This window comes from Bradyrhizobium icense, from assembly GCF_001693385.1.
Taxonomy (GTDB): domain Bacteria; phylum Pseudomonadota; class Alphaproteobacteria; order Rhizobiales; family Xanthobacteraceae; genus Bradyrhizobium; species Bradyrhizobium icense.
In genome coordinates, this window is the sequence record NZ_CP016428.1 from 4,598,545 (window position 1) to 4,622,781 (window position 24,237).

Genomic DNA, 24,237 nt, shown 5'->3' on the forward strand with positions numbered 1-24,237 from the left:
GAATACGGCGGGGAAAGGGCGGTTTGCCGCCTTCCCGCCGCACTCCATGGCGGCGCCCGGAATGGACGAAACCGGTTCTCGAATAGTGCCCCCATGATCTAGTCATCCCCCGTTTCAGATGAAATAGTCACCTCCGTCGCGCGGCCACGCGCGAAAACCACCAAAATCCGGGAAAACCGGAAGGAGTCAGAGGAAACCTCAAGCTATGCCCGATCGAATTCGCCTCGATGGCCGGGTTGCCGTCGTGACCGGCGCGGCCGGTGTCATTGGAACCGCGACCATCCGCCTGTTGGCCGAGCGCGGCGCCCGCATCGTTGCGGTCGACCGCAGGGAAGACGACCTCAAGGCCGCCATCAGCGACCTGCCCGCCTCCGCCGAGGCGCTTGCCGTCACCGCCGACGTCACGCGGGAAGACGAGGTCGCGGAATATGTCCGCGCCAGCGTCGACAGGTTCGGGACGATCGATGCCTTCTACAACAACGCCGGCGTCGAAGGCGATATCAAGCCGATCCCGCAATATTCGCTGGAGAGTTTCCGGCGCGTGCTCGACGTCAACGTCGTCGGCGTCTTTCTCGGCATGAAGCATGTTCTGCCGGTGATGCTGAAGCAGAACAAGGGCAGCATCATCAACACCGCCTCCATCGCCGGCCTGGTCGGCTCGCCGATGATCGCCGTCTACAGCGCCAGCAAGCACGCGGTGATCGGTCTGACCAAGAGCGCCGCATGGGAATGCACCGGCACCGGCGTGCGGGTCAATTGCGTCTGCCCCGGCCTGATCGACAGCCGGATGCTGAGCACGATCCTACAGGGCCGCAACCCCGGCAATGAGCCGCCGCCGACCGAAAAGATCGTCGACCGGATTCCGGCGCGGCGGCTCGGACAGGCGTCCGAAGTCGCCTCCATCGTGGCGTTCCTCGCCTCCGACGAGGCCAGCTACGTTTCCGGCTCCGCCTATACCGTCGATGGCGGGCGCACCGCCGCCTGACGCACTCAGAAACAGAGGTCATTCCCCATCATGCCCGTCACGCTCGATCCCGATGCCGCCGCCGTCTACAAGGCTTTCCAGGAGGCGGGCCGTCCCGCCTATGAGACGCTGACCGCGCCGGAAGCGCGCGAATATTATCGAAGCGCCCGCGTCGTCAGTAATCCCGAACCGCCAGCGCTCGAATCCAACCAGCCACTCGCGATCCCCGCGCCGCACGGCACGATTCCGGCGCGCATCTACACGCCGAAGACGCTGCGCAAGAACAACGGCCTTGCGCCGTGCCTGGTGTTCTTTCACGGCGGCGGCTGGGTGATCGGCGATCTCGATACCCACGAGGTGGTCTGCCAGAAGCTTGCCCATGAAGGCGAGCTGATCGTGATCTCGGTCGACTATCGACTGGCGCCGGAGCACAAATTTCCCGCCGCCGCCGACGACGCCATCACTGCGACCAGGTGGGTTGCCGCCAACGCCAGCAAGCTCGGCATCGACGCTGCTCACTTGCTGGTCGGCGGCGACAGCGCCGGCGGTAATCTCGCCGCCGTCGTGGCGCTCGCCGCGCGCGACGGCGACGGCCCGAAACTCGCCGGCCAGGTGCTGATTTATCCCGCCACCGACTTTGCGATGAGCCATCCCTCGCACAGCGAGCCCGAGACCAGCATCCTGCTGACGCACTCCGTGACCAAATGGTTCTGCAACCATTATCTGAACGGCGCGGCCGACATCGAGCATTGGAAGGCCTCGCCCGCGCGCGCCAAAACGCTCGCCGGCTTGCCGCCGGCCTATGTGCTGACCGCAGGCGCCGATCCGCTGCGCGACGAGGGCGCCGAATATGCCGCGCGGCTCAAGGAGGCCGGCGTGCCCATGACCTACCGGCATTTCCCCGGCCAGTTCCACGGCTTCTTCACCATGGGCAAGCTGCTGCAGCAGGCCAATGTCGCCGTCAGCGAGATCGCGGCGTGGCTGAAGGCGCTGAAATAGCGCTACAGTCCCCTCCTTGTCGCGCACGTTCGAGGCCATCGTGATTGAGCCGATATTTGTGTTTGGAATACCCGTCGACTTTATCCTGTTGCGCTGACGCTGCCCGGGGTCGCAAGGCCAACGGTGTCGTTACACCGCTGGAACCCGCCCGCATCCACATCTTGTTGACCGGCGTCATCAAGCCGCAATGTCTCCCATTTTCAGGCTAGTCTTCGCGCATAAACCGATCTGCCGCTGATTCGGCGGACGATCGCGACGCGCGGGGGTATTTGCCATGGCATTTTTTAAGCGCGAACTTTTTAAGCGCGAACTCGACCCGATCGAGCGCTTCGAGAACGCGCTAAAGGAGAAATTGGCGGCCCGGCAGAAGCTGGCCGACCGCTTGAGCATTGCCGAAACGGAACTTGCGGAGAAACGCGCCGCCACCGAACGGCTGGCGGTCGCAGGAGCCGCCGCTGCCCGGCTCGATCGGGCGGAGGCCGACATGCGCGCCGTCGAAGAGCGCACCAAGACCTGGCGCGCCAATTTGGTTGAACACGACGAGCAGGTCGCATCAGCCGAACGCGCACTGGCTGACGCCAAGGCACAGCGCGACCGCGATACGATGGCCGACCAGATCGAAGCGATGGCTGCAGCCATCGAGCGCGCTGCGCCGGGATTTGATGCAAGTGCCACGGCGCTCGTCGAAGCCGTCACCAAAGCTACGCTGTCGATCTCGGACGCAACCAGGTTTTCGAGCAACGTCGATGCCGTGCGTCGCGAGGTTCTCTCGGCGGCGGACTTGATATGTTGGGAGTTGCGGTCCGCGGCCGTGCGCACACGAGCCGGCAACGCCAATCTCGCCAGCCCCATGCTGTCAGAGTCGGAGCAACCGCTATCCGCCGAGATCGATCGGCAACTGATCTACACCCTGCATCCCCTGCAGTGGCGCGAGGACGGTGAAGTGCGCCGAGTTCCGGCCTTCGCGCTGGTCGGGCTGCCCAAGGCGTTGCTGCCGGTCGCGCTGCAGCATCAGCACGTGGATCATCTCAACGCCCGCCGTGTGCAGACGCTGATGCATCTTCATGGCAGCGCGGGACAGAGCGGCGAACCCGACCCTGATGATCCGCAGCTCGTCGACCTCGATGCCCTGCTCGCGGAAGAGCAGCCGAGCGCGAAAGCCGACGTTGCCTGAGCCAGCAGACGGCCACCGACAAGCGCTGAACCAAACCGCTCCAGCGGACGTTGTCCGGGTTGGTTCATGAAGCCGGCTTTCGAGGATGCGGCTACGCGTCGTCACGCTCAACGTCTGGAATCGGCAAGGCGATCCGAAACGAACCGGCTTGATCAACCTGGAACTGCGCCGGCTGGCTCCCGACCTCGTGTCATTCCAGGAAGTGGTCAAATCGCCGGACCATTCGCAACTCGACGAGTTGATCCACGACACCGGCCTGCATGGAACGCATCAGGCTGACGTGCTGCGCAGCGTCCCGCCCCATGCCGATCGTTTTGGCGGAGGCGCCGTCGCGACGCGATGGCCGCATCGCGTCGAGGAAGTCCTCGATCTGCGCATGTCGGATGCGAACGATGTCCCCTGGTGCTCGCTGGCAGTAACGGTGCCGCTACCCGGCGAAGGCGATCTCCTGTTCATCGCCGCTACGACCTCGTGGCGGCTTGCCGCGGAATCGGCCCGGGAACGGCAGGTCGTTGCGCTGACGGATCTCGACGCGCGTCACCGGCAGCCCCTTCCCACCGTCATCGCCGGCGACTTCAACGCAACGCCTGAAGCGGCCAGCATTCGCTACCTCACCGGACTGCAGTCGCTCGGCGGACGAAGCGTCAAGTATCACGACGCCTGGGAAGTCGCAGGCGAAGGTCAGGGTTATACCTGGAGCGTCGACAATCCAAATGCACAGTCGGAGATCGACCGGATCGTCCGTCAGCCGCGTCATCGGCGCAGGGTCGATTACGTGTTCGTGGGCTCCCGGGACGCCCACCCGAAGGCGAGCTGCGACGTTCAGGCCGCCTCGCTCGCATTCGACCTGCCGGTCGACGGCATCTGGCCCAGCGACCATTTTGGCGTCGTGGCCGATCTGGAAATCAGCACCGCTCCCTCCGCGTGAGGCCCTTGCAGCCTGGCACTGTTCGAAATCGGCTTCGGCAACATCGCCACTGCAGTTCCTTCGGGAATCGGGTGGCCGCGACGGCTTCGTCCTGCGATCCGATGCTCACGTACCAAGCCGTGCCGTTGAATCAAGGCAAGGCGATTGCAGTTGGAGAAAGCCAATGAAATCGGAAAACAATCCGGCAAGCCGAAATCCCTTCGGCGTCATGGACGTTCCAAATCCCAGTGATGACGATGTGATGCAGTTCGCCCGCATCACGGTGCCGGAAGAATCCGCCACCGATGAGAATGCAGCGCCATGGAGCCCTGGAGATGCGAGCTATCAGCACGGCACGATCGATGGTGAGTGGTCGAGCCGCTGGAAGGGCGCTGCCGACCCCACTATCCCGGGCGATGCTGCCGATAAATGGAAACAGGGCCAGGGCGAAGCGAGAACCGTGGGGGACCGCGTATACCTGCTATTCGACTGGAGTTCCGGCGCGCGCCGGGGACTGATCGACGCACGTCGCGAAGGCCCGCGGCGACTGGTCGGCAAGTATATCAACCTGAACAACCCGGAGATCACGGTCCCCTGGGTCGGCCTCGTCGTGAACGACCAGCGAATAGATGGCTACTTTGCGCAGGGCCGCGTGGATTTCCGGAGGTAGCTGCTCTCCATCCACCTACCCTGCCCGCGCCGCGCGGCGCAGCGATTGCGGGGGCTGGCCGAAAGCGCGGATGAACGCGCGGCGCATCCGCTCGGGGTCGCGGAAGCCGGTGGTTTGCGCGACGCGCTCGATCGCCTCGCTGGAGGACTGCACGCGTTGCCGCGCCACCTCGATGCGCAACCTCTCCACCGCCTTTGACGGTGTGGTGCCGGTCTCGGCCATGAAGGCGCGGGTAAAATGCCGCGAGCTCATGCCGGCCTGCTCGGCGAGGTCCTCGACAGTGAGCGGCGCATCGAGATTCTCGCGGGCCCAGGCCAATAGCGTCCCGAACCGGCCGTTCGGCGCCTTCAATTCCAGGAGCGATGAGAACTGCGACTGGCCGCCGCTGCGGCGGTGATAGAGCACGAGTTGCTTTGCGGTGTTCTGCGCGATCTCGTCGCCGTAATCCTCCGCGATCATCGCCAGCGACAGATCGATGCCGGCCGATATGCCGGCCGAGGTCCAGACGTCGCCGTCGCGCACGAAGATGCGGTCGGGCTCCAGCTTCACCTGCGGATAGGTTTTCAGAAAATGCCGCGTGCGCTGCCAATGCGTGGTGGCGCGGCGGCCATCGAGCAGGCCGGCTTCGGCGAGGATATAGGCGCCGGAGCAGACGCTGGCGATGCGGATGCCGCATCTGGCAATCGCGCGCACGAAGCCGACCGTCTTCTCGCAAGCGGCGGCCTGCCGTACACCCTCGCCGCCGGCGACGATCAGCGTCGTGATCGCCGATGCCGATTTCAATCCTCTCGCGACGATCTCGACGCCCGACGACGAGCGCACCGGCCCCGCCGTCACCGCCAGAACGCGGATCGCGGGCGCCCCCTCGGCAAAGCGCGCCGCGATCTCGAACGCCGAAATCGGCCCGGCAGCGTCGAGCAACTGGAAGTCTGGAAACACGAGAACGCCGATCATGATGTTTACCCGCTTTTGGCCGATGTCCTGAAATGAGGGAAATATGCCATTTTGGACACGAAGCGACCATGGCAGGATGCCCTCCGTCAAGGCAAATTTTCCGGAGGTCACGATGTCCGCGCCATCTCCAACGCCCACGCCGCTGCAAATCGGTCTCGTCCTGTTCCCGCGCGTCACCCAGCTCGATTTCACCGGTCCCCTGCAGGTGTTTTCCAGCCTGCCCGGCGCAAAGGTGCATTTGATCTGGAAGCGGATCGAACCGGTCGCGAGCGATTCCGTGCTGGTGCTGACGCCGACCACGACCTTTGCGGACTGCCCGCAGCTCGACGTCATCTGCGTGCCCGGCGGGTTCGGCACCGACGACATGATCGACGACGAGGAGATGCTGGCCTTCCTGCGCAAGCAAGCGCCGGGAGCGAAATACATCACCTCGGTCTGTACGGGATCGCTGGTGCTCGGCGCAGCCGGCCTGCTCAAAGGTTTTCGCGCGACTACGCATTGGACGGCGATGGATTTTCTGAAAGCGTTCGGCGCGATCCCGACCAAAACGCGCGTCTGCGTCGACCGCAACCGCGTCACCGGCGGCGGCGTCACCGCCGGCATCGATTTCGCGCTGACGCTGGTCTCGCTGCTGCACGACCAGAAGACCGCGGAAGCGATCCAGCTCCGGCTCGAATACAACCCGGCGCCGCCGTTCAATTCCGGCTCGCCCGACACCGCGCCGCCGGAAGTGCTTGCATTCATGAAGGACAGGATCGCGCAAGCGCAAATCCGCCGCGGCGAAATGATCGACCGTGCCGCCGCGCGGCTGGGGTAAATCTCCGTGTCCCGGACGCGGCGCGGCACGAAAGTGACGGGACGCAGAGCCGGGACCTACACACATATGGGTCCCGGCTCTGCGGTGCATCGTTGCACGCTGCACCGCGTCCGGGACACGTGATTGCCGCCACGAAGAAAAAGGTGCCGCCCGGTTTCCCAGACGGCCTTTCCTGTCCTACGGCAGCCACACATTAGCGGGCGATTTCAGAACCTCCGCACCGGGGGCCTATCTCCCGGCCGTGTCCTACTCGGTGACCGCTGCTCGCCGGGGCAGTCGCGAACTGGAGCCCGGCACCGACGCGATGGTTTCCCATCTCCGTAAGATGGCTACATTGAGCCGCGATAACGCGCTGAGCACAAGGGAGCCGTGACGAATGTCCCCGCTGATCCCGTTATCCACAGACCTGGAGCAAGACCAAACACATCGCGACGCAAGCCCGGATGACCGAGCACGCGCATCATCATCGTTGCGAGGCCTCCGCGCCCTGGCTGGCGCGGGCCAGTTGCCTGAAAATGACGGCGTGCACAATAAGGAACATCGGCACCAATACGGTCGGGATCAGCGACCACGGCAGCACCTGCACCGCTTCCGAGCCTGATCCGGCATGGATCACCTGCAGCGGCGACCCATTCGCCGAGATGACGCCGAGCGTGATCGCGACAACGAGATCGAGCATGCCGAATGCGTTCCAGGTCCAGACCAGCGCTCTGCCTTGCCCGCGTAGCGCGAGCCAGGCCACTGGCAGAGCGAGTACGCCGGTGATGATATCGCCCCAGCCTGCCGAATATGGAAATGGTCCGCCAAGCCGGCCTTCGGCCGCGAGCAGGATAAAGAACCCTCCCGCTATGCGCCAGACGTTGAGGCCGATCAGGAACGGCATCGGCATTCCGAGCAGCGACGCGCGCACCGGCGCAGAGATCGCGCTGGCAACGGCAGTCGCTACCAGCGGGAGCGCGATGACCGCACCGATCATCAGCGGTCCCAGCGGACTTGCGCCGCGGAACTGGTTTGCGGCCGCGAGCGCGGCGGCGAGCCCGGTCCACAGACCGGCACCGACGGAGACGGCGATACGCTGCGCTGTGCTGATCGGCATCGCGCCGGTAAGCGCATTGATGCTGACGATGATGGCGGCAACGAGCACGATGGTTCCGATGAAGTCGAGCATGGATATCTCTCTTTACGTGCAGTTACACCTATCGCGATGAACGATCGCGTCGGCCAAAGCCCCTTCGTTTCAGCCCAAATTCCGGGCATCCAATAGTTTCAGCGCGGCTTGGCCGTCGGCGCCGAGCAACCTGCTTAAGTGCGCCTGCGCCTTCGACCAGAACGGAAAGCTGCGGCGCACCACATTCCGTCCCTGCCTGGTGATGCTGATCATGCGCGCGCGCGGGTCGTCGCCGGCCTTGATCGAAATCCACTTTTGCTGCTCGAGCACCGCGAGATTTCGCGTCAGCGTCGTGCGCTCCATGCCGAGAATGCCGGCCAGCCTGCCGATCGGCATTTCCCCTCGCAGCATCAACTGCGACAGGATGGTGAATTGGGTGATCCGAATTCCGGATTCCTGCATGTAAGAATCGTACAGCCGCGTGATCTTTCGCGCAGCCTGCCGCGACGCCAGACAGAAACAGCCCGCAGCGGCCATGTAGTCAGCGGCGTCGGGGTCGTTTGCCTGCTTCATGAAATAAGTGTATCTACACCTATTTGCATCCGCAAGCGCAACCCGAAGCTGTTCCTGCTAAAATAAACTTGAAGTCAGCTTCCCGGCGTCCAGGGCTGGTAGTCGCCCGTCGCCTTGGGACGGCGGCCGCTTGCCAAGGTCGAGCCGGAGGGGCGGTAGGCCGCGGGCGTGCCGGTCAGGTTCGGGACGTGCGGCTTTTCCCACTCGCGCGGCGTGTAGCTCTCTTCGGTCGGCGCGGTATCGACAACGTGATGCAGCCAGCCATGCCATGACGGCGGCACCCGGCTCGCCTCGGCAAGGCCGTTATAGATCACCCAGCGCCGCTCGAAACCCAGAGTCGGATCGATCTTGCCGCCCTTGGTGCGGTAGTAGCGGTTGCCCTGCTCGTCCTGGCCGACCAATTCGCCGAACCGCCACGTCCACAATTGCGTGCCGAAAGTCTGGCTGTTCCACCAAGTGAAAAATTTCAGCAGAAACAGCTTCATGAGAGCTCGGCCGGTTCGAGATGTCGTGCCGCTCTGATGCCATCGGCGGGGCAGATTGTCCAGCCAAACGCTGGACTTTCAGCCCTGCGGAAGGCCGGTTTTGGCCGCGCTCGATTGAGCCCGCGCATTATCGCGGAATCGGCACAATCCGTTCATTTCGCATACAGTTCCGACCCGACAGGCTGAGCTCGCCTGCAATCAATGCGCGGGCTCTGGAACGTCCGCCCCTTGAACGGGTTAGGGCCTATATCCCGCAAATGGAGCCTAAAATGATCAGTCTAAAGGTTTTGAGTACCGCGGCAGCGATGGCGCTCGTGTTGCCAGTGGTCGCGCCGAGCGTTAGCGCCGTTCAGGCCCAGGAAGGCAGAGGCGGTGGTATGGGCGGCGGTGCCAGGGGCGGCGGTGGCGGCGGCGCAGCTATCGGCGGTGGCGGCGGAGCTGTCGGCGGTGGCGCGGCTATCGGCGGTGGCGGTGGCTTTAGAGGCGGTGGTGGCGCCGCCGTTGCACCAGGCGGCGGCGGCGGCTTTAGAGGTGGCGGCATGGCCGTCGCGCCCGGCGGTGGCAGCATTAGAGGTGGCGGCGTGGCCGTTGCGCCCGGCAGTCCCGGCTTCAGGGCTGGCGCCGTTGCCAGCACGGAAGGCCGTGGAACCGGCTTCCGGCCCGCACCCGGCGTCGGTGGAGGTACCGTCGCAGGTGGTCGCTGGCACGGCGGCGGACGTCATTTTCATCACCGCCACCGTCACGGCGGCTTCTGGCCGGGCTTCGCAATCGGCGCGGGCATCGGGTCGGCCTATGGCTACTACGGCAGCCCCTACTATTACGATGACCCCTATTATTACGACGACACCGTGGTCGCCGCTGCGCCTCCCGCCGGCGATGATGCCGTGGCCTATTGCATGCGGCGATACAAATCCTACGATCCGGCATCGGGAACGTATCTCGGCTATGACGGCCAGCGTCACCCCTGCCCGGCGCAATAGCACGATAGCGTAAATTCGAAGGGCGGCACATTCCGGTGTGCCGCCCTTTTCGTTCGGAGTTAGGCGCGCAGCGCCACCGCGACGCCGCCAAGCGTGATCACCAACGCCGCGACTTCGCGCAGGCCGAGCGGCTCGCCCAGCATCACCGCCGCTGCGAGCACCCCGATGACGGGAACCAGCAAGGTTCCGATCGAGGCGGTCGCCGCCGGCAACCGCTCCAGCGCGGCAAACCAGCACACGTAGCACAGGCAGAACTGGATCAGCGTCATATAGAGCAGCGACGCCCAGCCGACGGATGACAGAGCAGCCAGTTGCGGTTGCTCGACTACAAGGCCACGATCGCGATCGGCAGGCAGCCGACCCCGATCTGCCAGGCGGCCAGCGATAGCGGCGGCATCGCCAGCGGAAAATGCTTCGTCAGTACGGTGCCAAGCCCAACGCACACCGCGCCTGCCAGCGCGCAAGCGATGCCCGGCAACTTCTCGACGCTGGCCTCGATGCCGTGGCCGCCAATCAGCACGGCGATGCCGGCAAGCGCGACCATCAGCGCGACCGCTCGAAGCGGCGACAGCCGCTCGCCGAGGATCGGCCGCGCCAGAAGCGCCACCCAGACCGGGATCGATATCCCGAGCACTGCGGCCTCGCTGGCGTTGAGCCACAATAGTGCCAGCCCCATGAACGCGACCCAGCCGCCGATCGTGAGCATCGAGACCAGGAGCAACCGCAGCCACATCAGACGCGGCACGCTCAATCTTTGCCGCAGCGCGAGGGCGAACAGTGCCAACGCCGCGGCGCCGACGATGCCGCACAGGCCGCGCGAGGACAGCGGCGGCCATTCGGTCAGTAAATGTTTCATGATCGGAAAGTTGAGGCCCCACCCCACTGACGTAACGGCGAGCAGGATGAGCCCGAGTGGCGACAGCCGGGCGGCAGCGGCGCGCCTCGCATGATTGATTGGCGACATGACGGGATTGGATCCGGAACCGGCGGTTGAATGTTATCGTTCTGATACAGCGAAACGGGAATTGCCCTCGGCAATTTTTATGGGCACTCTACCATGCAGACGACCTGTCGACGTTTCGACTTAATCGTCACATGGGACGCGCGACTCGCCTGGCCGCCGCCCGAGGAAGAAGGAATCATCGTGCCGCGCGTTCTCGTGGTCGATGACGACCCGATGGTGTGCGTTGCCATCGAGGTTTGTCTGACGCGCAAGGGTTTCGAGGTCACCGTTGCCGACGGTGGTGAAGCGGGAATGCGCGCGCTCGAAACTGCCGATTTCGATGTCATGCTGATCGATGTGTTCATGCCGCATATGCGCGGCTTCGAATCGATCCGAATGTTCCATGAGCGCAAGCCGGATGTACCTGTTATTGCGATGTCGGGCTACGCCTTTGCCAACACCGAACGCGCACCGGATTTCCTGCGGATGACGATCGAGCTCGGCGCGGCATGCTGTTTGCGCAAGCCCTTCACGCCGGACGCGTTGTTGACCTCGGTCAATCAATGCATCACCAAGCCGAAAACTTCCGCGCAGCAGTCGAAATCGTGAAGTAAACAACCGGCAATGCCCACGCAGCGTATCATTCTTGGAATCGGCCTCGCTATCCTCCTCGTTATCGGCGCTGCCTCGATCGGTCTCGACCTCAAGTCGCGGTCCGATAACGCCTCGGTCGACCGCGCACTTGGCATCCTCAGTAAAATCTCGGACATGCGCCCGCTGCTGCGCCGGGCGGAAAGCGCGGCGCGCGCCTTTGCGCTGTCAGGCGAGCAGGAATTCGCCAGGGACTACCGCGAGGCCAGCGAGGCGATCCTGCCGGCGCTGGCGGCATTGATCGAGGCCGTCAAGGATAATCCCACCGAAAAGCGGCTAGTCGAGGAAACCAAGGCGCTCTTGGAGCGGCAGATTGCCGTCAATGGCGAGTTGATCAGGCTCCGGACCGCGGGAGATGACGCCGCTGTCGCCGCGCTTGTCAGCCAGGAAGATCGCGCGGCGACGGAGGCGATTGCCGGAAACCTGGCAAAGGCGGTGGCGGAAGAGCGCAGGTTGCTTTTTGCCAGACGCGCCGAATCCGAAACCAACGGGACGCTCCTGCTGGCGATCGATCTCGCCGGCGTCCTGCTGATTCTGTTTCTCGCCACCCTTCTGACGGTCTCAACCCGCCGCTCGCGCCGGGAACTGCAGGATTCGCTGAGCGCCACCAAGGCCAGCAACGAGGCACTGGAGGCAGCGGTCGCCGAGCGCACCGAGCATCTGGTTGCCGCGCACGAGGAACTCAGGCTTTCCGCCGCGGTCTTGCGCAGCACCTTTCACAGCATGGCGGAGGCGGTGCTCGTCATCGACACCAGCGGCGAGGTGTTGCTCTCGAACCCGGCCGCCGAGAAGATGCTGCGCTTCCGGCCGGGCATGACGGTCGAACGCTTACGGTCGCTCAGCGCGGTTTTCCATGCCGACGGTATCACGCCGCTACCAGTCCATGACATGCCCGCCTCGCGCGCGCTGCGCGGCGAAGCGTTCGACGCCATCGAAATCGTGCTGCGCCCGATCGGCGACAATTCGCCTGTCCATCTCGTGGTCAGCGGCCGGCCGCTGCGCGATGCCTCGGGCGCCATCAGCGGCGCGGCGCTGGTCTATCACGACATTACGGGGTCGCGCGAAACCGAGCACAAGCTGCAGCAGGCGCAAAAGCTCGACGCCATCGGCAAGCTCACCGGCGGCGTCGCGCACGACTTCAACAACATGCTGACCGTGATCACCGGCACCACCGAAACGCTGGCGGCCAACCTTGCGCACGAGCCGGCGTTGCAGAAGACCGCCGAACTGATCGACCAGGCGGCGGAGCGCTGCAGCGAGCTGATCCAGCATCTGCTCGCTTTCGCCCGCCGCCAGCCGTTGCAGCCGCGCAATGTCGACATCAACGCGACCGTGCTCGATATCGCAAAATTGCTGCGCCCGACGCTCGGCGAGCAGATCGAGGTCAACTCCATTCTCGACCAGGAAACGGCGATTGCCCATATCGACGCATCGCAGCTCGCCAACTCCCTGCTCAACATGGCGATCAACGCGCGCGATGCGATGCCGAACGGCGGCAAGCTGCTTTTGGAGACGCGCAACGTCGTGCTCGACGAGTCCTATGCGCAGGCCAACCCGGACGCAAAGCCCGGTCCCTATGTGATGCTCGCGGTCAGCGACACCGGCGCCGGCATGCCGCAGGAGGTGCTGGACAAGGTGTTCGAGCCGTTCTTCACCACCAAGGAGGTCGGCAAGGGCTCGGGCCTTGGGCTGAGCATGGTCTACGGCTTCGTCAAACAGTCCGGCGGGCACATCCGGATCTACAGCGAGGTCGGCCACGGCACCACGATCAAGCTCTATCTGCCCCCCGCACGCGGCCAGGTCGAGGCCACGCCGCCGGCGGCCGCGGCGTTGCCGCATGGCAACGAGACCATCATGGTGGTGGAAGACGACGCGCTGGTGCGCAATTTCGTCACCGCGCAATTGCAGAGCCTCGGCTACCGGACGGTCGCCGCCGCCAACGGGCCGGCAGCGATGAAACTGATCGAAGGCGGTCAGGCATTCGATCTCTTGTTCACCGACGTCATCATGCCCGGCGGCATGACCGGACGCGAATTGGCGGAGAAGGTGCTGAAGCTCCGGCCCGGCATCAAGGTGTTGTATACGTCCGGCTACACCGACAACGCGATCGTGCACCAGGGCCGCCTCCATCCCGGCGTGCTGCTGCTGACCAAGCCGTACCGGCAGTCGCAGTTGGCCAACATGGTGCGGCGCGCGCTGATGGGGTAATGAGGCGAAGCCTCTTACAGCGTCGTTTTCAATGCCGACTTGATGTATGAAAGGGTGTGACGTTGGACGAAGGAATTCCGGGGGAAGGGCCAAGGCTGATGGCCGACGTGATCTACAAGCGCTGCTATTTCGATTGGGGCGGACGATGCGCCTATTGCGACGTTGCACTCTCCCGGCAAAAGACGGGCGGCAACGTCAAGGCCAGCATCGACCATTTCATCCCGCTCGCAAAGGGAGGTCAGAACGGCAGGAGCAACCGCGTGCTGGCCTGCTATCCCTGCAATCTCGCCAAGGGCGACACCGACCCGCGCGAGACGAACCAATGGCCCGACGTCGAACAGCGCCTCGCCGAGATTGCCGCCACGCCGCTCCTCAGTCACGGGAAGCTCAGACAGCTTATTCCCGAACTGGTGAAACAGCTTGGCGTTGGGGCGTGATCCGCGCCCTTGCTAGGTCATCGACGCGTGCTAGGAGCTCAGCACCGATCCTCGATCGGCCTCTTATTCGTTTCCATGCGATGATCTGATCTGTGGCAGTGCGTTTTGTCATTTTGGATCTTGTCCAATCCGTGCTGCAGGCAAAAGCCGCGTCAAGCGGCCGACAGCCGCACGTGAAACTTACTACCGGTTGCTTGGGCATAGCGCAGCAGTGTCTTCGTGCTCGGTAACGTTTGACCGCTTTCAAGTCGTGCGATCGTGGATTGGCTGGTCCTCATCCGAGCAGCCAGTTCGGCTTGCGAGAGACCTGCGCGCAGGCGAGCCCTAAGCAACTCGGCGGCAATTTCGAACTCTGGAGCGAGTGCCTCGTACTCCGCCTTCACCTTCGGATTGGCCAAGAGACGAGCTTTGATCTTCTCAAACGGAATTGTCATGTGACCTCCTTTGCTCGCTGCAGCGCGAGCTCGATCTCCGAGCGTGGAGTCTTTTGAGTCTTCTTTACAAATGCGCGAACTATGACCACCCTTCGGCCAATCGCCGTGACATAAAGCGCGCGAGCAATTCCGTCACGACCTGTCAGCCGCAACTCCCATAGCTTCCCTTCGAGATGTTTGACGTGCGGCTCGCTCAGGCTTTCTAGCCCGGCCAAGCTGATGCGCTCTGCTAGTCGCAGAAATCGCGCCTGCATGTCACTCGGAAGGGAAGCAATTTCCGCAGCGACCAATTCGTTGAGGATTTCTACCCGCCAGGCCACGAGCAACTATATCTCATTTTTGAGATATAATCAAGACGAACGTCACGGAAGGCCTGCGATGCTTGGCGCTGCCGCAGGTACTATCGGTTCCGACGAGAAGAGCCCATTTTTAGTCGTGGCACGCCATCCTCGAACTGCCCTTCCCCACCCGCCTACTGCGCGCCCGATCCGCCTGCCACGATCTTTTCGTTCAGCTTCTGATCGACGATCTCGACCGTGCGGTCGATCTCGGCGCTGGGCGCGCCGAGCTGATGCGAGATCAGCTTCACGAGCAGGTCGACGCGCTCGATGAACGGCGCGCCGGCGGCGACCGCGCGGGCCGCCGACGACGGCTTGAGCAGGCTTTCTGCCGCCTTGGCGTACTTCCCGAACGGCACCTGATCGGTCGGATCCGCACCCAACCGCCGGGCGATGCCGTCGACATGGTCGTAGATCGACTGCGACAGCTTGAGATCGCCGTGCACGGCGTCGCGGATCGACTGCGGATCGTTCGGCGTGATGCAGCGGTAGTTGCCGGTCAGCAGCATCGACCATTTGGCGAGCGGCACGAACAGCGAGTCGAACACTTTCAGCTTCACCGGCACGTCGTGGCCGTCCAGCGTCACCGCGTCGATATCGGCTTCCAGCTCGCGAAGCAGCTTGTTGTGCTTCTCGTCGGCAAAGGCGGCGGCCTTGAAGTTGGTCGGCAGGCCGACATGCAGCACGTTTGCCGCCTCTTCCGGCGGGCGGAAGGCCTGCGGATCGGGCGAGCACAGCGTCACCAGCCCGGGCGTGAAGCGTTCCCACACCTGCGCGTTGGTATAGGCCTCCTCCAGGTCCATGTCCGCCAGCGCCGGGATGCGCTTGAGATAGGGCAGCGGCGGCATGTTCATGATCGACAGACAAGGCAGCTTTGCCTCGGCGATCTTGATCATCAAAACCCGGATCGTGTGGTTGGTGTATTGCGGCTCCTGCATCGCAAGACCGACCAGATCATAGCGGGAAAGATCGACATCGGCGGGCGTCGTCGCGTCCAGCTTGCCGGGCAGATCGCGCGAGAAGATCGCGCGGTGCACCGCCTCGTCGCGCAGCTTGATGCGAACTTCGGTGCCGTCGCGGTTGATGAGCTCTGCCGTCTTCTTCCGGCACACCAGGGTCACGTTGTGACCGGCCATCAAAAGCTTCGTCGCCAGCAGGGAGCCATACGAGGCCCCCAGGATCAGAATATTTCGCGCCATACTCTCTCTTTCGCCGATTATACCAGACACAGGTATACCAGAAGCATCCCCTCCCGATGCCTACTGCAAATGATGGGGTATTACAATCGCATAACGGTTCTCGATTTCATCCTTCTGCGGCACCGCTCGTTTCAGCGCACCGGTCGGCACTCAAGCGCCGTGGTCATGATGTACGGCGCTTGTGGCGAACGCCCGGCGCTTGGGGCCGCCACCGGTAAATAGTTGGCGGAGGCCCGAGTTTGCCGCCAGCCGTGGCCGTTCTCATCTTACAATCTTATTCATACTCAACCGCTGGCTTGCACCGTTAGCTTGCAAAGTCTCGGGCCAACGCTGCTTTGCCGAGCGCATGCCTGCAAATGATTAGAAATTTCCTATCCTCGTTGAGGCGTCCTTAAGTCGGCTTGCATGAACCTCTTTCGGGAAAAACATGCAATTGCGCGCAGGAGAGGTCATGAGCCTGGGAAATATCTGCAGCCGCGTTGGCCGAATTCCACATCAATCGTCGCAGGATCAAGTTGGTCGGCGCCCGACCCGCATCCATGTATTTCGTCACTTCATTCGTGATGAATCGGGCAGCTATGTGATTCTCTCTGCGATACTGATGCCCGTTCTGGTTGGTGCCGCCAGTCTTGGCACTGAGGTCGGATGGTGGCTCTACAAGCACAAGAACATGCAGAGCGCGGCAGATTCTGGCGCGGTGAGCGCAGCGACCGCCGGCAGCAACATGATGGCTGAAGCCAATGCGGTCACCGCAACCTATGGCTACGCAAATGCAGTGAACAACGTAACGATAACCGTCAACCAGCCACCGAAGACGGGCAACTTTACTTCGAACGCGCAGGCCGTCGAAGTCATCGTCAGCCAGCCGCAGCAACGCCTTTTGTCCTCGCTGTTCGGATCCGACCCCGTGCTCATCACGGCGCGCGCGGTGGCGCTGCCAAATGCCGGAACGGGCTGCGTGCTAGCCCTTAACTCGACTGCCAGCCCCGCTGTGAACGTGAGCGGCAGCAACAAACTCAATTTGGTCAACTGCAATCTCTACAGCAACTCAAGCGGCAGTCCATCGCTGAACGTCAGCGGCAGCGGCACAGTAACTGCCAATCTGGTCGGGGTAGTCGGCGACATCTCGGGCGCGAGCAACATCACGGCAACCAACGGCATCCGCACTCATGCGAAGCCGATCGCTGATCCCTATGCGGACGTATTTCCTCCCTCCAAGCCGAGTTGCACCAGCGCCAAGATCACCGTGAACGCCAACAACAAGACCAACTCACTCAGCCCGGGTTGTTATAGCGGCGATATCACCGTTAATGCAGGAGCGACGCTAAACCTGGACCCTGGAATTTACTACCTGGACGGAGCGAACCTGAGCGTAGCGGGCAATGCCACGATCACGGGTACCGGCGTGACCCTGGTCTTTACAGGTTCGGGCAGCAGCTGGGGCACAGCTTCGATCGGCAGCAATGCGGTCATTGATCTGACGGCGCCAACGTCAGGAACGACGCAAGGCATTGTCATGTATGGCGACCGCAAAATGCCGGCGGGTACGGCATTCAATTTGACGGGCGGCGGCACGCAGAATTTCGGTGGCGCCATTTACCTGCCAAGAGCGAACCTAAGCTTCAGCGGCGGAAATGGCACGACCACATCGTGCACAAAGATCATCGCAGATACGATCACCTTCAGCGGCACGTCAAATGTTCAGGTCAATTGCTCCGCGCTTGGCACTGCGGCCATCGGCACACTGACCGCGCAACTGGTTCAATGAGGTTGCCTCACATGAGCACTCGAAACTTGTCATGCCATGCCCAATTCCGATCATTTGGCACATTTCATCGCCTTTTTCGGAACGTCCTGCGCGATACAGGCGGCGTCGCGGCGATCGAATTCGCAATCATGATCCCGCTATTCGCCCTGATGGTGGTCTCCGTGACCGATATCGGTCTCGCCGTCTACCGCAAGATGCAAGTCGAGAATGCCGCCCAGGCTGGGGCTCAGTACGCCATTGTGCGCGGCTTTAACAAGTCCGCCATCTCCAGCGCCGTGATCGCCGCCACGAATTCCTCCGCGGTCTCTGCATCACCCGAGCCGGTTCAGTATTGCGGCTGCCCGACGAGCACAGGCGTTAGCACCGTGAGCTGCGGTACAGTCTGCCCGGGCGGCGCAGTGGCCGGAACATATGCCAAAGTTTCGGCGCAGGCGACGTACTATACGCTCATCAATTATCAGCTCGTCGCCAACAGCTATAGTTTCAACGCAGAGTCCACGGCGAGGCTGCAGTGAAGCTCACAACGATATGGCGCGACAATCGCGGAGCTTCAGCGCTCGAATTCGCTTTGACCGCTCCGGTTTTCTTCCTGTTCATATTTGGGGTCATCGAGCTTGGGCTGCTATTGTGGACCCAGATCGGCCTGCAACATGGGGCCGAAATGGCGGCGCGCTGTGCAACCGTCGATTCCACGCTTTGTAGCAATCCAGGCGCTATTACCAGCTACGCTACCCAGCAGACATTCGGCCTCACTCTTCCTTCGCAGACGTTCACCTACTCCACGCCGGCTTGTGGCAATCAGGTAAGTGCAAGCTATGCGTTTCAGTTTCCGGCAATTCTCAAGCTCTCTCCCTTAACGCTGACCGCGCAAGCATGCTTTCCTAGCTAGGCTATCGTTCGCGTTGCCGCTGTTGGCAATACACCGTTACGCCCAACTTGGCTGAAGCAAGGGCAATTGCCTCTAAGACCGCGTCGCCAGCACGACGCCGGCCAGCGTGAACACCAGCGCTGCGATCTGGATCGGCCCAAGCGGCTCGCCGAGCGCGATGGCCGAGGCGACGACGCCGATCACCGGCACCGCCATGGTGCCGATCGCCGCGACCGAGGCCGGCAGGCGGGCGAGCGCGGCGAACCAGCTCACATAGGCGATGCAGAACTGGATCACGGTGGAATAGATCAGGAGCCACCAGCCGAGCTGTGTGACATCATCGATATGCGTGGTCTCGACGGCGAGCCCGATGATGACGATCGGAAAACAGCCGAGCCCGATCTGCCAGGCTGCGGCCGGGATCGGCGGCAGCGGCACCGGCAGCTTTTTCGCCAGCACCGTGCCGAGCGCAAAGCCGAACGCGCCGCCCAGCGCCATCACTATGCCCGGCAGTTTTTCTGTGGTGGCTGAGATGCCGCTGCCCCCCATGATGGCGGCGAGGCCGGCGAACGCCATCACCAGCGCCACCGTGCGCAACACCGTCGGCCGCTCGCCGAGCACCGGCCAGGCAAGCAGCGAGGCCCAGACCGGCATGGTGTAGGCGATCAGCGCCGCCTCGCTCGCCGGCAGCCACAGCAGCGCCAGCCCCATCAGCACCATCCACCCGGTGACGTTGAGCAGCGCGGAGAGCATCAGCCGCGGCCACAGATGCCGCTCGACCTTCAGGCTTTGCGAGCGCGCCAGCGCCAGCACCGCCAGGAGCGCCGCGCCGATCACCCCGGTCGAGCCGCGCAAGGTGAGCGGCGGCAGCTCGCTCAACAGGTACTTGGTGACGGGCCAGTTGAAGCCCCAGCCCACCGAGGTGATGGCGAGGAACATCAGGCCAGCGGGCGCGATCCGCGCCGGCGCGGTGGGTTTTGATTCTGTCATGGGGCCCGGCAAAGGGTGGAATCGGCCCTCACCATGCCGTGTATCTGCCCCTCCCGCCACGGGCGCGCGGGCATGCCAGCCCTCCCCGCTCCGTAGCCTTACGTGAGTCTTTCGAACGCAATCCCGGGAGCTGAAAAAATACCTGCCCTGTGAACAGCGGGACGAAGCCGGTTTCCACACCGCCGGAACAAATTTTTTGGTTGGGAATCCCTGAGGACTCACTGATACTTGGCACCATCACAGGCGCGGGAACACCCCCTGTTATCCCTCACTTTCCACCATATTTAGTATTTGATTCAGGAACTCGTACTACTCCTTGACGGGCGCAACGGGTTTGGCCTAGCCTTATTGCTGGACGGCGCGAGTTAAGTTCTGGGTCCCGCCGATCGCTCCCAAATGGGTTCCGAACGAGCACTCCGTCAGCCGGTTGAGGCACGGATCGAGGGCTTGTCTGCCCAAAATTCGGAGGCGATCCGGGCCTTAAAAAACGAGCCGAATGGCTCAGGCGACGAGTTGCGGCGTTGAGTTGGAGCACGATCCGGAAAACGTGGGTACCGGTGATGCTCAAACCGAAGGGATGGGGTTGGCCTCGCCGAAACGGCGCGACGAACCCTTGGGGTGGCGAAGACAGAAACAGGGCCGGGTTCACCGGTAGAGCTTGCGGATTTTACGAACCGAAGTCGGCTTTCGACTCCGGTGCGCGAGGTTCGCTCAATGAAACAATCCGGCAACCGCAGGAAATGCGGACCGGGCAAGAAGACGGGGCACGACAATTATGCGAATCGAGCGGCGCAACACCACTTCCGGCCAGTCACCCTATGCAGGGATTGATTTCAGGCTGACGACATCGGAGATCCGCAACCCCGACGGTTCGGTCGTGTTCCGGCTTGAGAATGTCGAGGTGCCCCAGTTCTGGTCGCAGGTCGCCTCCGACGTGCTGGCGCAGAAGTATTTCCGGAAAGCCGGCGTTGCCGCGCGCCTGAAGAAGGTCGAGGAAGAGACCGTGCCGTCGTGGCTGTGGCGCTCGGTGCCCGACACCGAGGCGCTCGCCCTGCTCCCCGAAAGCGAGCGCTATGTCGGCGAGACCAGCGCAAAGCAGGTGTTCGATCGCCTCGCCGGCTGCTGGACCTATTGGGGCTGGAAGGGCGGCTATTTCTCCAGCGATGAAGACGCGCAGGCGTTCTACGACGAGCTGCGCTACCAGCTCGCCAAACAGATGGTCGCGCCGAACTCGCCGCAATGGTTCAACACCGGCCTGCACTGGGCCTACGGCATCGATGGTCCCGGCCAGGGCCACTATTACGTCGACTGGAAGACCGGCAAGCTGACGAAATCGAAGTCGGCCTACGAGCATCCGCAGCCGCACGCCTGCTTCATCCAGGGCATCGAGGACGACCTCGTCAACGAGGGCGGCATCATGGACCTCTGGGTGCGTGAGGCGCGCCTGTTCAAATACGGCTCCGGCACCGGCTCCAACTTCTCGCGCCTGCGCGGCGAAGGCGAAAGGCTTTCTGGCGGTGGCCGCTCCTCCGGCTTGATGTCGTTCCTGAAGATCGGCGACCGCGCGGCGGGAGCCATCAAGAGCGGCGGCACCACGCGCCGCGCCGCCAAGATGGTCGTGGTCGACGTCGATCACCCCGACATCGAGACCTATATCGACTGGAAGGTGAAGGAGGAGCAGAAGGTTGCGGCTCTGGTCACCGGCTCCAAGATCAACCAGAAGCACCTCAAGGCTGTGCTGAAGGCGTGCGTGAACTGCGAGGGCTCCGGCGACGACTGCTTTGATCCCGAAAAGAACCCAGCGCTCCGCCGCGAGATCAAGCTGGCGCGCCGCGCGCTGGTGCCTGACAACTACATCAAGCGGGTGATCCAGTTTGCGAAGCAAGGCTACAAGGACATCGATTTCCCGATCTACGACACCGATTGGGATTCGGAAGCCTACCTCACGGTATCCGGCCAGAACTCCAACAACTCGGTCTCGCTGAAGGACGACTTCCTCCGCGCCGTGGAAACCGATGGCGACTGGAATCTGATCGGCCGCACCAACAAGAAGATCACCAAGACCCTGAAGGCCCGCGAACTCTGGGAAAAGATCGGCCACGCCGCCTGGGCTTCGGCCGATCCCGGCCTGCACTTCAACACCACCATGAACGACTGGCACACCTGCAAGGCGTCCGGCGAGATCCGCGCGTCGAACCCGTGCTCGGAATACATGTTCCTGGACGACACGGCGTGCAACCTCGCTTCCGCGAACCTGCTGACGTTCTATTCGACCACGACCAAGCGCTTCGACGTCGAGGCCTACGAGCACCTTTGCCGGCTCTGGACCATCGTGCTCGAAATCTCCGTGATGATGGCGCAATTCCCGTCGAAGGCGATCGCCGAACTCTCCTACGAGTTCCGCACGCTGGGCCTGGGCTTTGCCAATATCGGCGGCCTCCTGATGACCATGGGTCTGCCCTATGACTCCAAGGAAGGCCGTTCGCTGTGCGGCGCGCTGACCGCTGTGATGACCGGCATCGCCTACAAGACCTCGGCCGAGATGGCGGCCGAGCTTGGCACCTTCCCCGGCTACAAGAAGAACGCCCAGCACATGCTGCGCGTGATCCGCAACCACCGCCGCGCCGCCCACGGCCACGCAACAGGCTATGAGTCGCTCAGCGTCAACCCGGTGCCGCTCGACCACGCCTCCTGCCCGCAAGCCGATGTGATCGCGCACGCGACCAAGGCCTGGGACGACGCCCTCGCCCTCGGCGAAGCCAACGGCTTCCGCAACGCGCAGACCACCGTCGTGGCGCCGACCGGCACCATCGGCCTCGTGATGGATTGCGACACCACCGGCATCGAGCCTGATTTCGCGCTGGTGAAGTTCAAGAAGCTTGCCGGCGGCGGCTACTGGAAGATCATCAACCAGGCCGTCCCCGAGGCGCTGCGCGCGCTCGGCTACAGCGAAGCGCATATTGCAGAGATCGAGGCCTACGCCGTCGGCCACGGCTCGCTCTCCAATGCGCCCGGCATCAACGCCACCACCCTCAAGGCAAAGGGCTTCACCGACGAAGCGCTGGCGAAAGTGGAAAAGGCGCTGCCGACTGCCTTCGACATCAAGTTCGCCTTCAACAAGTGGACGTTTGGCGAAGACTTCCTGCGCGACACGCTCAACCTCGCGCCGGAAGCGATCGCGACCCCCGGCTTCGACCTGCTGGCCGCACTCGGCTTCACCAAGCGCGAGATCGAGGCCGCGAATGTGCACATCTGCGGCGCGATGACGGTCGAGGGAGCTCCCCACCTCAAGGCAGAACATTACGCGGTGTTCGACTGCGCCAACCCCTGCGGCAAGATCGGCAAGCGCTACCTCTCGGTCGAGAGCCACATCCGCATGATGGCGGCCTCGCAGCCGTTCATCTCGGGCGCGATCTCCAAGACCATCAACATGCCGAACGACGCCACCGTCGAGGATTGCAAGGCGGCGTATCTCTTGTCCTGGAAGCTCGCACTGAAGGCCAACGCGCTCTACCGCGACGGCTCAAAACTCTCCCAGCCCTTGAACTCGCAGCTCATCGCCGACGATGACGACGAGGACGATGCAGTGGAGGCGCTCTACGAGAAGCCGATGGCCGCGCGCACCGCGCAGGTCTCGGAAAAGATCGTCGAGAAGCTGGTCGAGCGCATCGTCGTGATGCGCGAGCGCGAGAAGATGCCTGACCGACGCAAGGGCTACACCCAGAAGGCGGTCGTCGGCGGCCACAAGGTCTATCTCCGTACCGGCGAGTATGACGACGGCCGTCTCGGCGAGATCTTCATCGACATGCACAAGGAAGGCGCGGCGCTCCGCTCCTTCATCAACAACTTTGCGATCGCCGTCTCGCTCGGCCTGCAATACGGCGTGCCGCTGGAGGAATATGTCGACGCCTTCACCTTCACCCGCTTCGAGCCGGCAGGCCCCGTGCAGGGCAACGACTCGATCAAGTACGCGACCTCGATCCTCGACTATGTGTTCCGCGAACTCGCGGTCAGCTACATGTCGCGCTTCGACCTCGCCCATGTCGATCCGACCGAGTCGAATTTCGACGCGCTCGGCAAGGGCGTCGAGGAAGGCAAGGAGCCGTCCGACCAGGGCCAGCAGGCCACCAAATATCTGTCCAAGGGCCTGACCCGCTCGCGCACGGATAATCTCGTCGTGATGCGCGGCGGCGATACGGACGCCCGCGGCTCCCACAACGTCACCGCAATCGGCGGCCACGGCCCCAGTGCCCGCGCCTCCGACGCCCACGAAGGCGCGGTGGCCTTAAGGCAGGAATCCCAGCACGACCTGTCGCCGACGGAAAAGCTGGGAGCCCTGCAATGGAGCAAGTCCGGCAGCGCCGCCGTGGCGGTAGCTCCAAGCAAGGCCGAACGCCGGGCGGAAGCCAAGGCCAAGGGCTACGAAGGCGAGATGTGCTCGGAGTGCGGCAACTTCACTCTGGTGCGGAATGGGACGTGTATGAAGTGCGATACGTGTGGCAGCACGACGGGGTGTAGTTGATAGTCGGCTGCTGCTGCCATTGAAGATGACCCTCGTCCCTGTGACTTTGATCATGGGGTCGAGGGTTCGAGCCCCCGCGCTCACCAAAACTCCCTTAATTATAGTGTTTCCTGAGTTAGCCGAAATGCCGTAAGCGATGCTTAACAACCGCGGCGAGCCGTTAGTAAGTGCGCTTAGTAAGCTCCCTTCGTAAAACGCCACCGCAACTCGGCAGTGTCCCCATAATGTCCTTTTGAGAGCCTGTGAAA

At 63.1% G+C, this 24,237-nt stretch carries 22 protein-coding genes and 1 pseudogene; 14 read left to right on the top strand and 9 right to left on the bottom strand.

Annotated features, from left to right (window positions below):
• Positions 1-205 precede the first annotated feature (205 nt).
• From LMTR13_RS21675 to LMTR13_RS21695, 5 genes are all read left to right on the top strand, one after another.
• Complete coding sequence (locus tag LMTR13_RS21675; protein WP_065729602.1) at positions 206-985, top strand: SDR family NAD(P)-dependent oxidoreductase; 780 nt, start codon at positions 206-208, stop codon at positions 983-985.
• 30 nt (positions 986-1,015) lie between these two features.
• On the top strand, positions 1,016-1,963 hold the full coding sequence (locus LMTR13_RS21680; RefSeq protein ID WP_065729603.1) for an alpha/beta hydrolase: 948 nt from the start codon (positions 1,016-1,018) through the stop codon (positions 1,961-1,963).
• 274 nt (positions 1,964-2,237) lie between these two features.
• Positions 2,238-3,137: a hypothetical protein gene (locus LMTR13_RS21685; RefSeq protein WP_065729604.1), complete on the top strand. Its 900-nt coding sequence runs from the start codon at positions 2,238-2,240 to the stop codon at positions 3,135-3,137.
• Between the two features lie 85 nt (positions 3,138-3,222).
• Positions 3,223-4,065, top strand: coding sequence for an endonuclease/exonuclease/phosphatase family protein (locus LMTR13_RS21690; RefSeq protein ID WP_065729605.1), 843 nt, complete (start codon positions 3,223-3,225; stop codon positions 4,063-4,065).
• Positions 4,066-4,228: 163 nt separating this feature from the next.
• Positions 4,229-4,714 (top strand): hypothetical protein, encoded by a 486-nt coding sequence (locus LMTR13_RS21695; protein ID WP_065729606.1) that lies wholly within the window; start codon positions 4,229-4,231, stop codon positions 4,712-4,714.
• 15 nt (positions 4,715-4,729) lie between these two features.
• On the opposite strand, the gene LMTR13_RS21700 is transcribed toward LMTR13_RS21695, so the two are convergent.
• Positions 4,730-5,668: a GlxA family transcriptional regulator gene (locus LMTR13_RS21700; RefSeq protein ID WP_065732870.1), complete on the bottom strand. Its 939-nt coding sequence runs from the start codon at positions 5,666-5,668 to the stop codon at positions 4,730-4,732.
• A gap of 112 nt (positions 5,669-5,780) precedes the next feature.
• On the opposite strand from LMTR13_RS21700, the gene LMTR13_RS21705 reads away from it, so the two are divergent.
• Positions 5,781-6,485 carry a DJ-1/PfpI family protein gene (locus LMTR13_RS21705; protein WP_065729607.1) on the top strand — a complete coding sequence of 235 codons (705 nt, stop codon included), beginning with the start codon at positions 5,781-5,783 and terminating at the stop codon, positions 6,483-6,485.
• A gap of 463 nt (positions 6,486-6,948) precedes the next feature.
• Here LMTR13_RS21705 and LMTR13_RS21710 read toward each other — a convergent pair whose 3' ends face one another.
• From LMTR13_RS21710 to LMTR13_RS21720, 3 genes are all read right to left on the bottom strand, one after another.
• A complete protein-coding gene (locus LMTR13_RS21710) occupies positions 6,949-7,653 on the bottom strand; it encodes a hypothetical protein (RefSeq protein WP_065729608.1) in 705 nt (234 codons plus the stop codon).
• A gap of 69 nt (positions 7,654-7,722) precedes the next feature.
• The gene (locus LMTR13_RS21715; protein WP_083219125.1) at positions 7,723-8,166 is read right to left on the bottom strand and encodes a MarR family winged helix-turn-helix transcriptional regulator; all 444 of its coding nucleotides are present in this window, start codon (positions 8,164-8,166) and stop codon (positions 7,723-7,725) included.
• Between the two features lie 74 nt (positions 8,167-8,240).
• The gene (locus tag LMTR13_RS21720) at positions 8,241-8,651 is read right to left on the bottom strand and encodes an NADH:ubiquinone oxidoreductase subunit NDUFA12 (RefSeq protein WP_065729609.1); all 411 of its coding nucleotides are present in this window, start codon (positions 8,649-8,651) and stop codon (positions 8,241-8,243) included.
• 269 nt (positions 8,652-8,920) lie between these two features.
• Here LMTR13_RS21720 and LMTR13_RS21725 point away from each other — a divergent pair, with 269 nt between their 5' ends.
• Complete coding sequence (locus LMTR13_RS21725) at positions 8,921-9,631, top strand: BA14K family protein (protein WP_065729610.1); 711 nt, start codon at positions 8,921-8,923, stop codon at positions 9,629-9,631.
• A 59-nt stretch (positions 9,632-9,690) separates the two neighbouring features.
• On the opposite strand, the pseudogene LMTR13_RS21730 reads toward LMTR13_RS21725, so the two are convergent.
• Positions 9,691-10,595: pseudogene (locus tag LMTR13_RS21730) on the bottom strand (DMT family transporter).
• Positions 10,596-10,775: 180 nt separating this feature from the next.
• Between LMTR13_RS21730 and LMTR13_RS21735 the strand changes: the two are divergent.
• The 3 genes from LMTR13_RS21735 (at position 10,776) to LMTR13_RS21745 (ending at position 13,870) form a co-directional block, all read left to right on the top strand.
• Positions 10,776-11,183, top strand: a complete 408-nt coding sequence (locus LMTR13_RS21735; protein WP_065732872.1) for a response regulator — start codon at positions 10,776-10,778, stop codon at positions 11,181-11,183.
• Between the two features lie 15 nt (positions 11,184-11,198).
• Positions 11,199-13,433 carry a CHASE3 domain-containing protein gene (locus LMTR13_RS21740; RefSeq protein WP_065729611.1) on the top strand — a complete coding sequence of 745 codons (2,235 nt, stop codon included), beginning with the start codon at positions 11,199-11,201 and terminating at the stop codon, positions 13,431-13,433.
• A 98-nt stretch (positions 13,434-13,531) separates the two neighbouring features.
• Complete coding sequence (locus tag LMTR13_RS21745) at positions 13,532-13,870, top strand: HNH endonuclease (RefSeq protein ID WP_065729612.1); 339 nt, start codon at positions 13,532-13,534, stop codon at positions 13,868-13,870.
• A gap of 152 nt (positions 13,871-14,022) precedes the next feature.
• Here LMTR13_RS21745 and LMTR13_RS21750 read toward each other — a convergent pair whose 3' ends face one another.
• The 3 genes from LMTR13_RS21750 to LMTR13_RS21760 all read right to left on the bottom strand — a co-directional run bounded on the left by LMTR13_RS21750 (position 14,023) and on the right by LMTR13_RS21760 (position 15,841).
• Complete coding sequence (locus tag LMTR13_RS21750) at positions 14,023-14,304, bottom strand: helix-turn-helix domain-containing protein (protein WP_065729613.1); 282 nt, start codon at positions 14,302-14,304, stop codon at positions 14,023-14,025.
• Positions 14,301-14,624: a type II toxin-antitoxin system RelE/ParE family toxin gene (locus tag LMTR13_RS21755; protein WP_065732873.1), complete on the bottom strand. Its 324-nt coding sequence runs from the start codon at positions 14,622-14,624 to the stop codon at positions 14,301-14,303. The genes LMTR13_RS21750 and LMTR13_RS21755 overlap by 4 nt, the downstream gene beginning before the upstream one ends.
• A gap of 152 nt (positions 14,625-14,776) precedes the next feature.
• Positions 14,777-15,841 carry a ketopantoate reductase family protein gene (locus LMTR13_RS21760; protein ID WP_065729614.1) on the bottom strand — a complete coding sequence of 355 codons (1,065 nt, stop codon included), beginning with the start codon at positions 15,839-15,841 and terminating at the stop codon, positions 14,777-14,779.
• Positions 15,842-16,292: 451 nt separating this feature from the next.
• On the opposite strand from LMTR13_RS21760, the gene LMTR13_RS21765 reads away from it, so the two are divergent.
• From LMTR13_RS21765 to LMTR13_RS21775, 3 genes are all read left to right on the top strand, one after another.
• Complete coding sequence (locus tag LMTR13_RS21765) at positions 16,293-17,609, top strand: TadE/TadG family type IV pilus assembly protein (RefSeq protein WP_083219126.1); 1,317 nt, start codon at positions 16,293-16,295, stop codon at positions 17,607-17,609.
• A gap of 128 nt (positions 17,610-17,737) precedes the next feature.
• Positions 17,738-18,124, top strand: a complete 387-nt coding sequence (locus LMTR13_RS21770) for a TadE/TadG family type IV pilus assembly protein (RefSeq protein ID WP_065732874.1) — start codon at positions 17,738-17,740, stop codon at positions 18,122-18,124.
• Positions 18,121-18,498, top strand: coding sequence for a TadE/TadG family type IV pilus assembly protein (locus LMTR13_RS21775; protein WP_236843045.1), 378 nt, complete (start codon positions 18,121-18,123; stop codon positions 18,496-18,498). Before LMTR13_RS21770 ends, LMTR13_RS21775 begins: the two co-directional genes overlap by 4 nt.
• A gap of 72 nt (positions 18,499-18,570) precedes the next feature.
• Here the strand turns inward: LMTR13_RS21775 and LMTR13_RS21780 are convergent, their stop codons facing one another.
• Positions 18,571-19,467 (bottom strand): DMT family transporter, encoded by an 897-nt coding sequence (locus LMTR13_RS21780; RefSeq protein WP_065729616.1) that lies wholly within the window; start codon positions 19,465-19,467, stop codon positions 18,571-18,573.
• A gap of 775 nt (positions 19,468-20,242) precedes the next feature.
• Here LMTR13_RS21780 and LMTR13_RS21785 point away from each other — a divergent pair.
• Complete coding sequence (locus tag LMTR13_RS21785; RefSeq protein WP_065729617.1) at positions 20,243-23,989, top strand: vitamin B12-dependent ribonucleotide reductase; 3,747 nt, start codon at positions 20,243-20,245, stop codon at positions 23,987-23,989.
• Positions 23,990-24,237 lie beyond the last annotated feature (248 nt).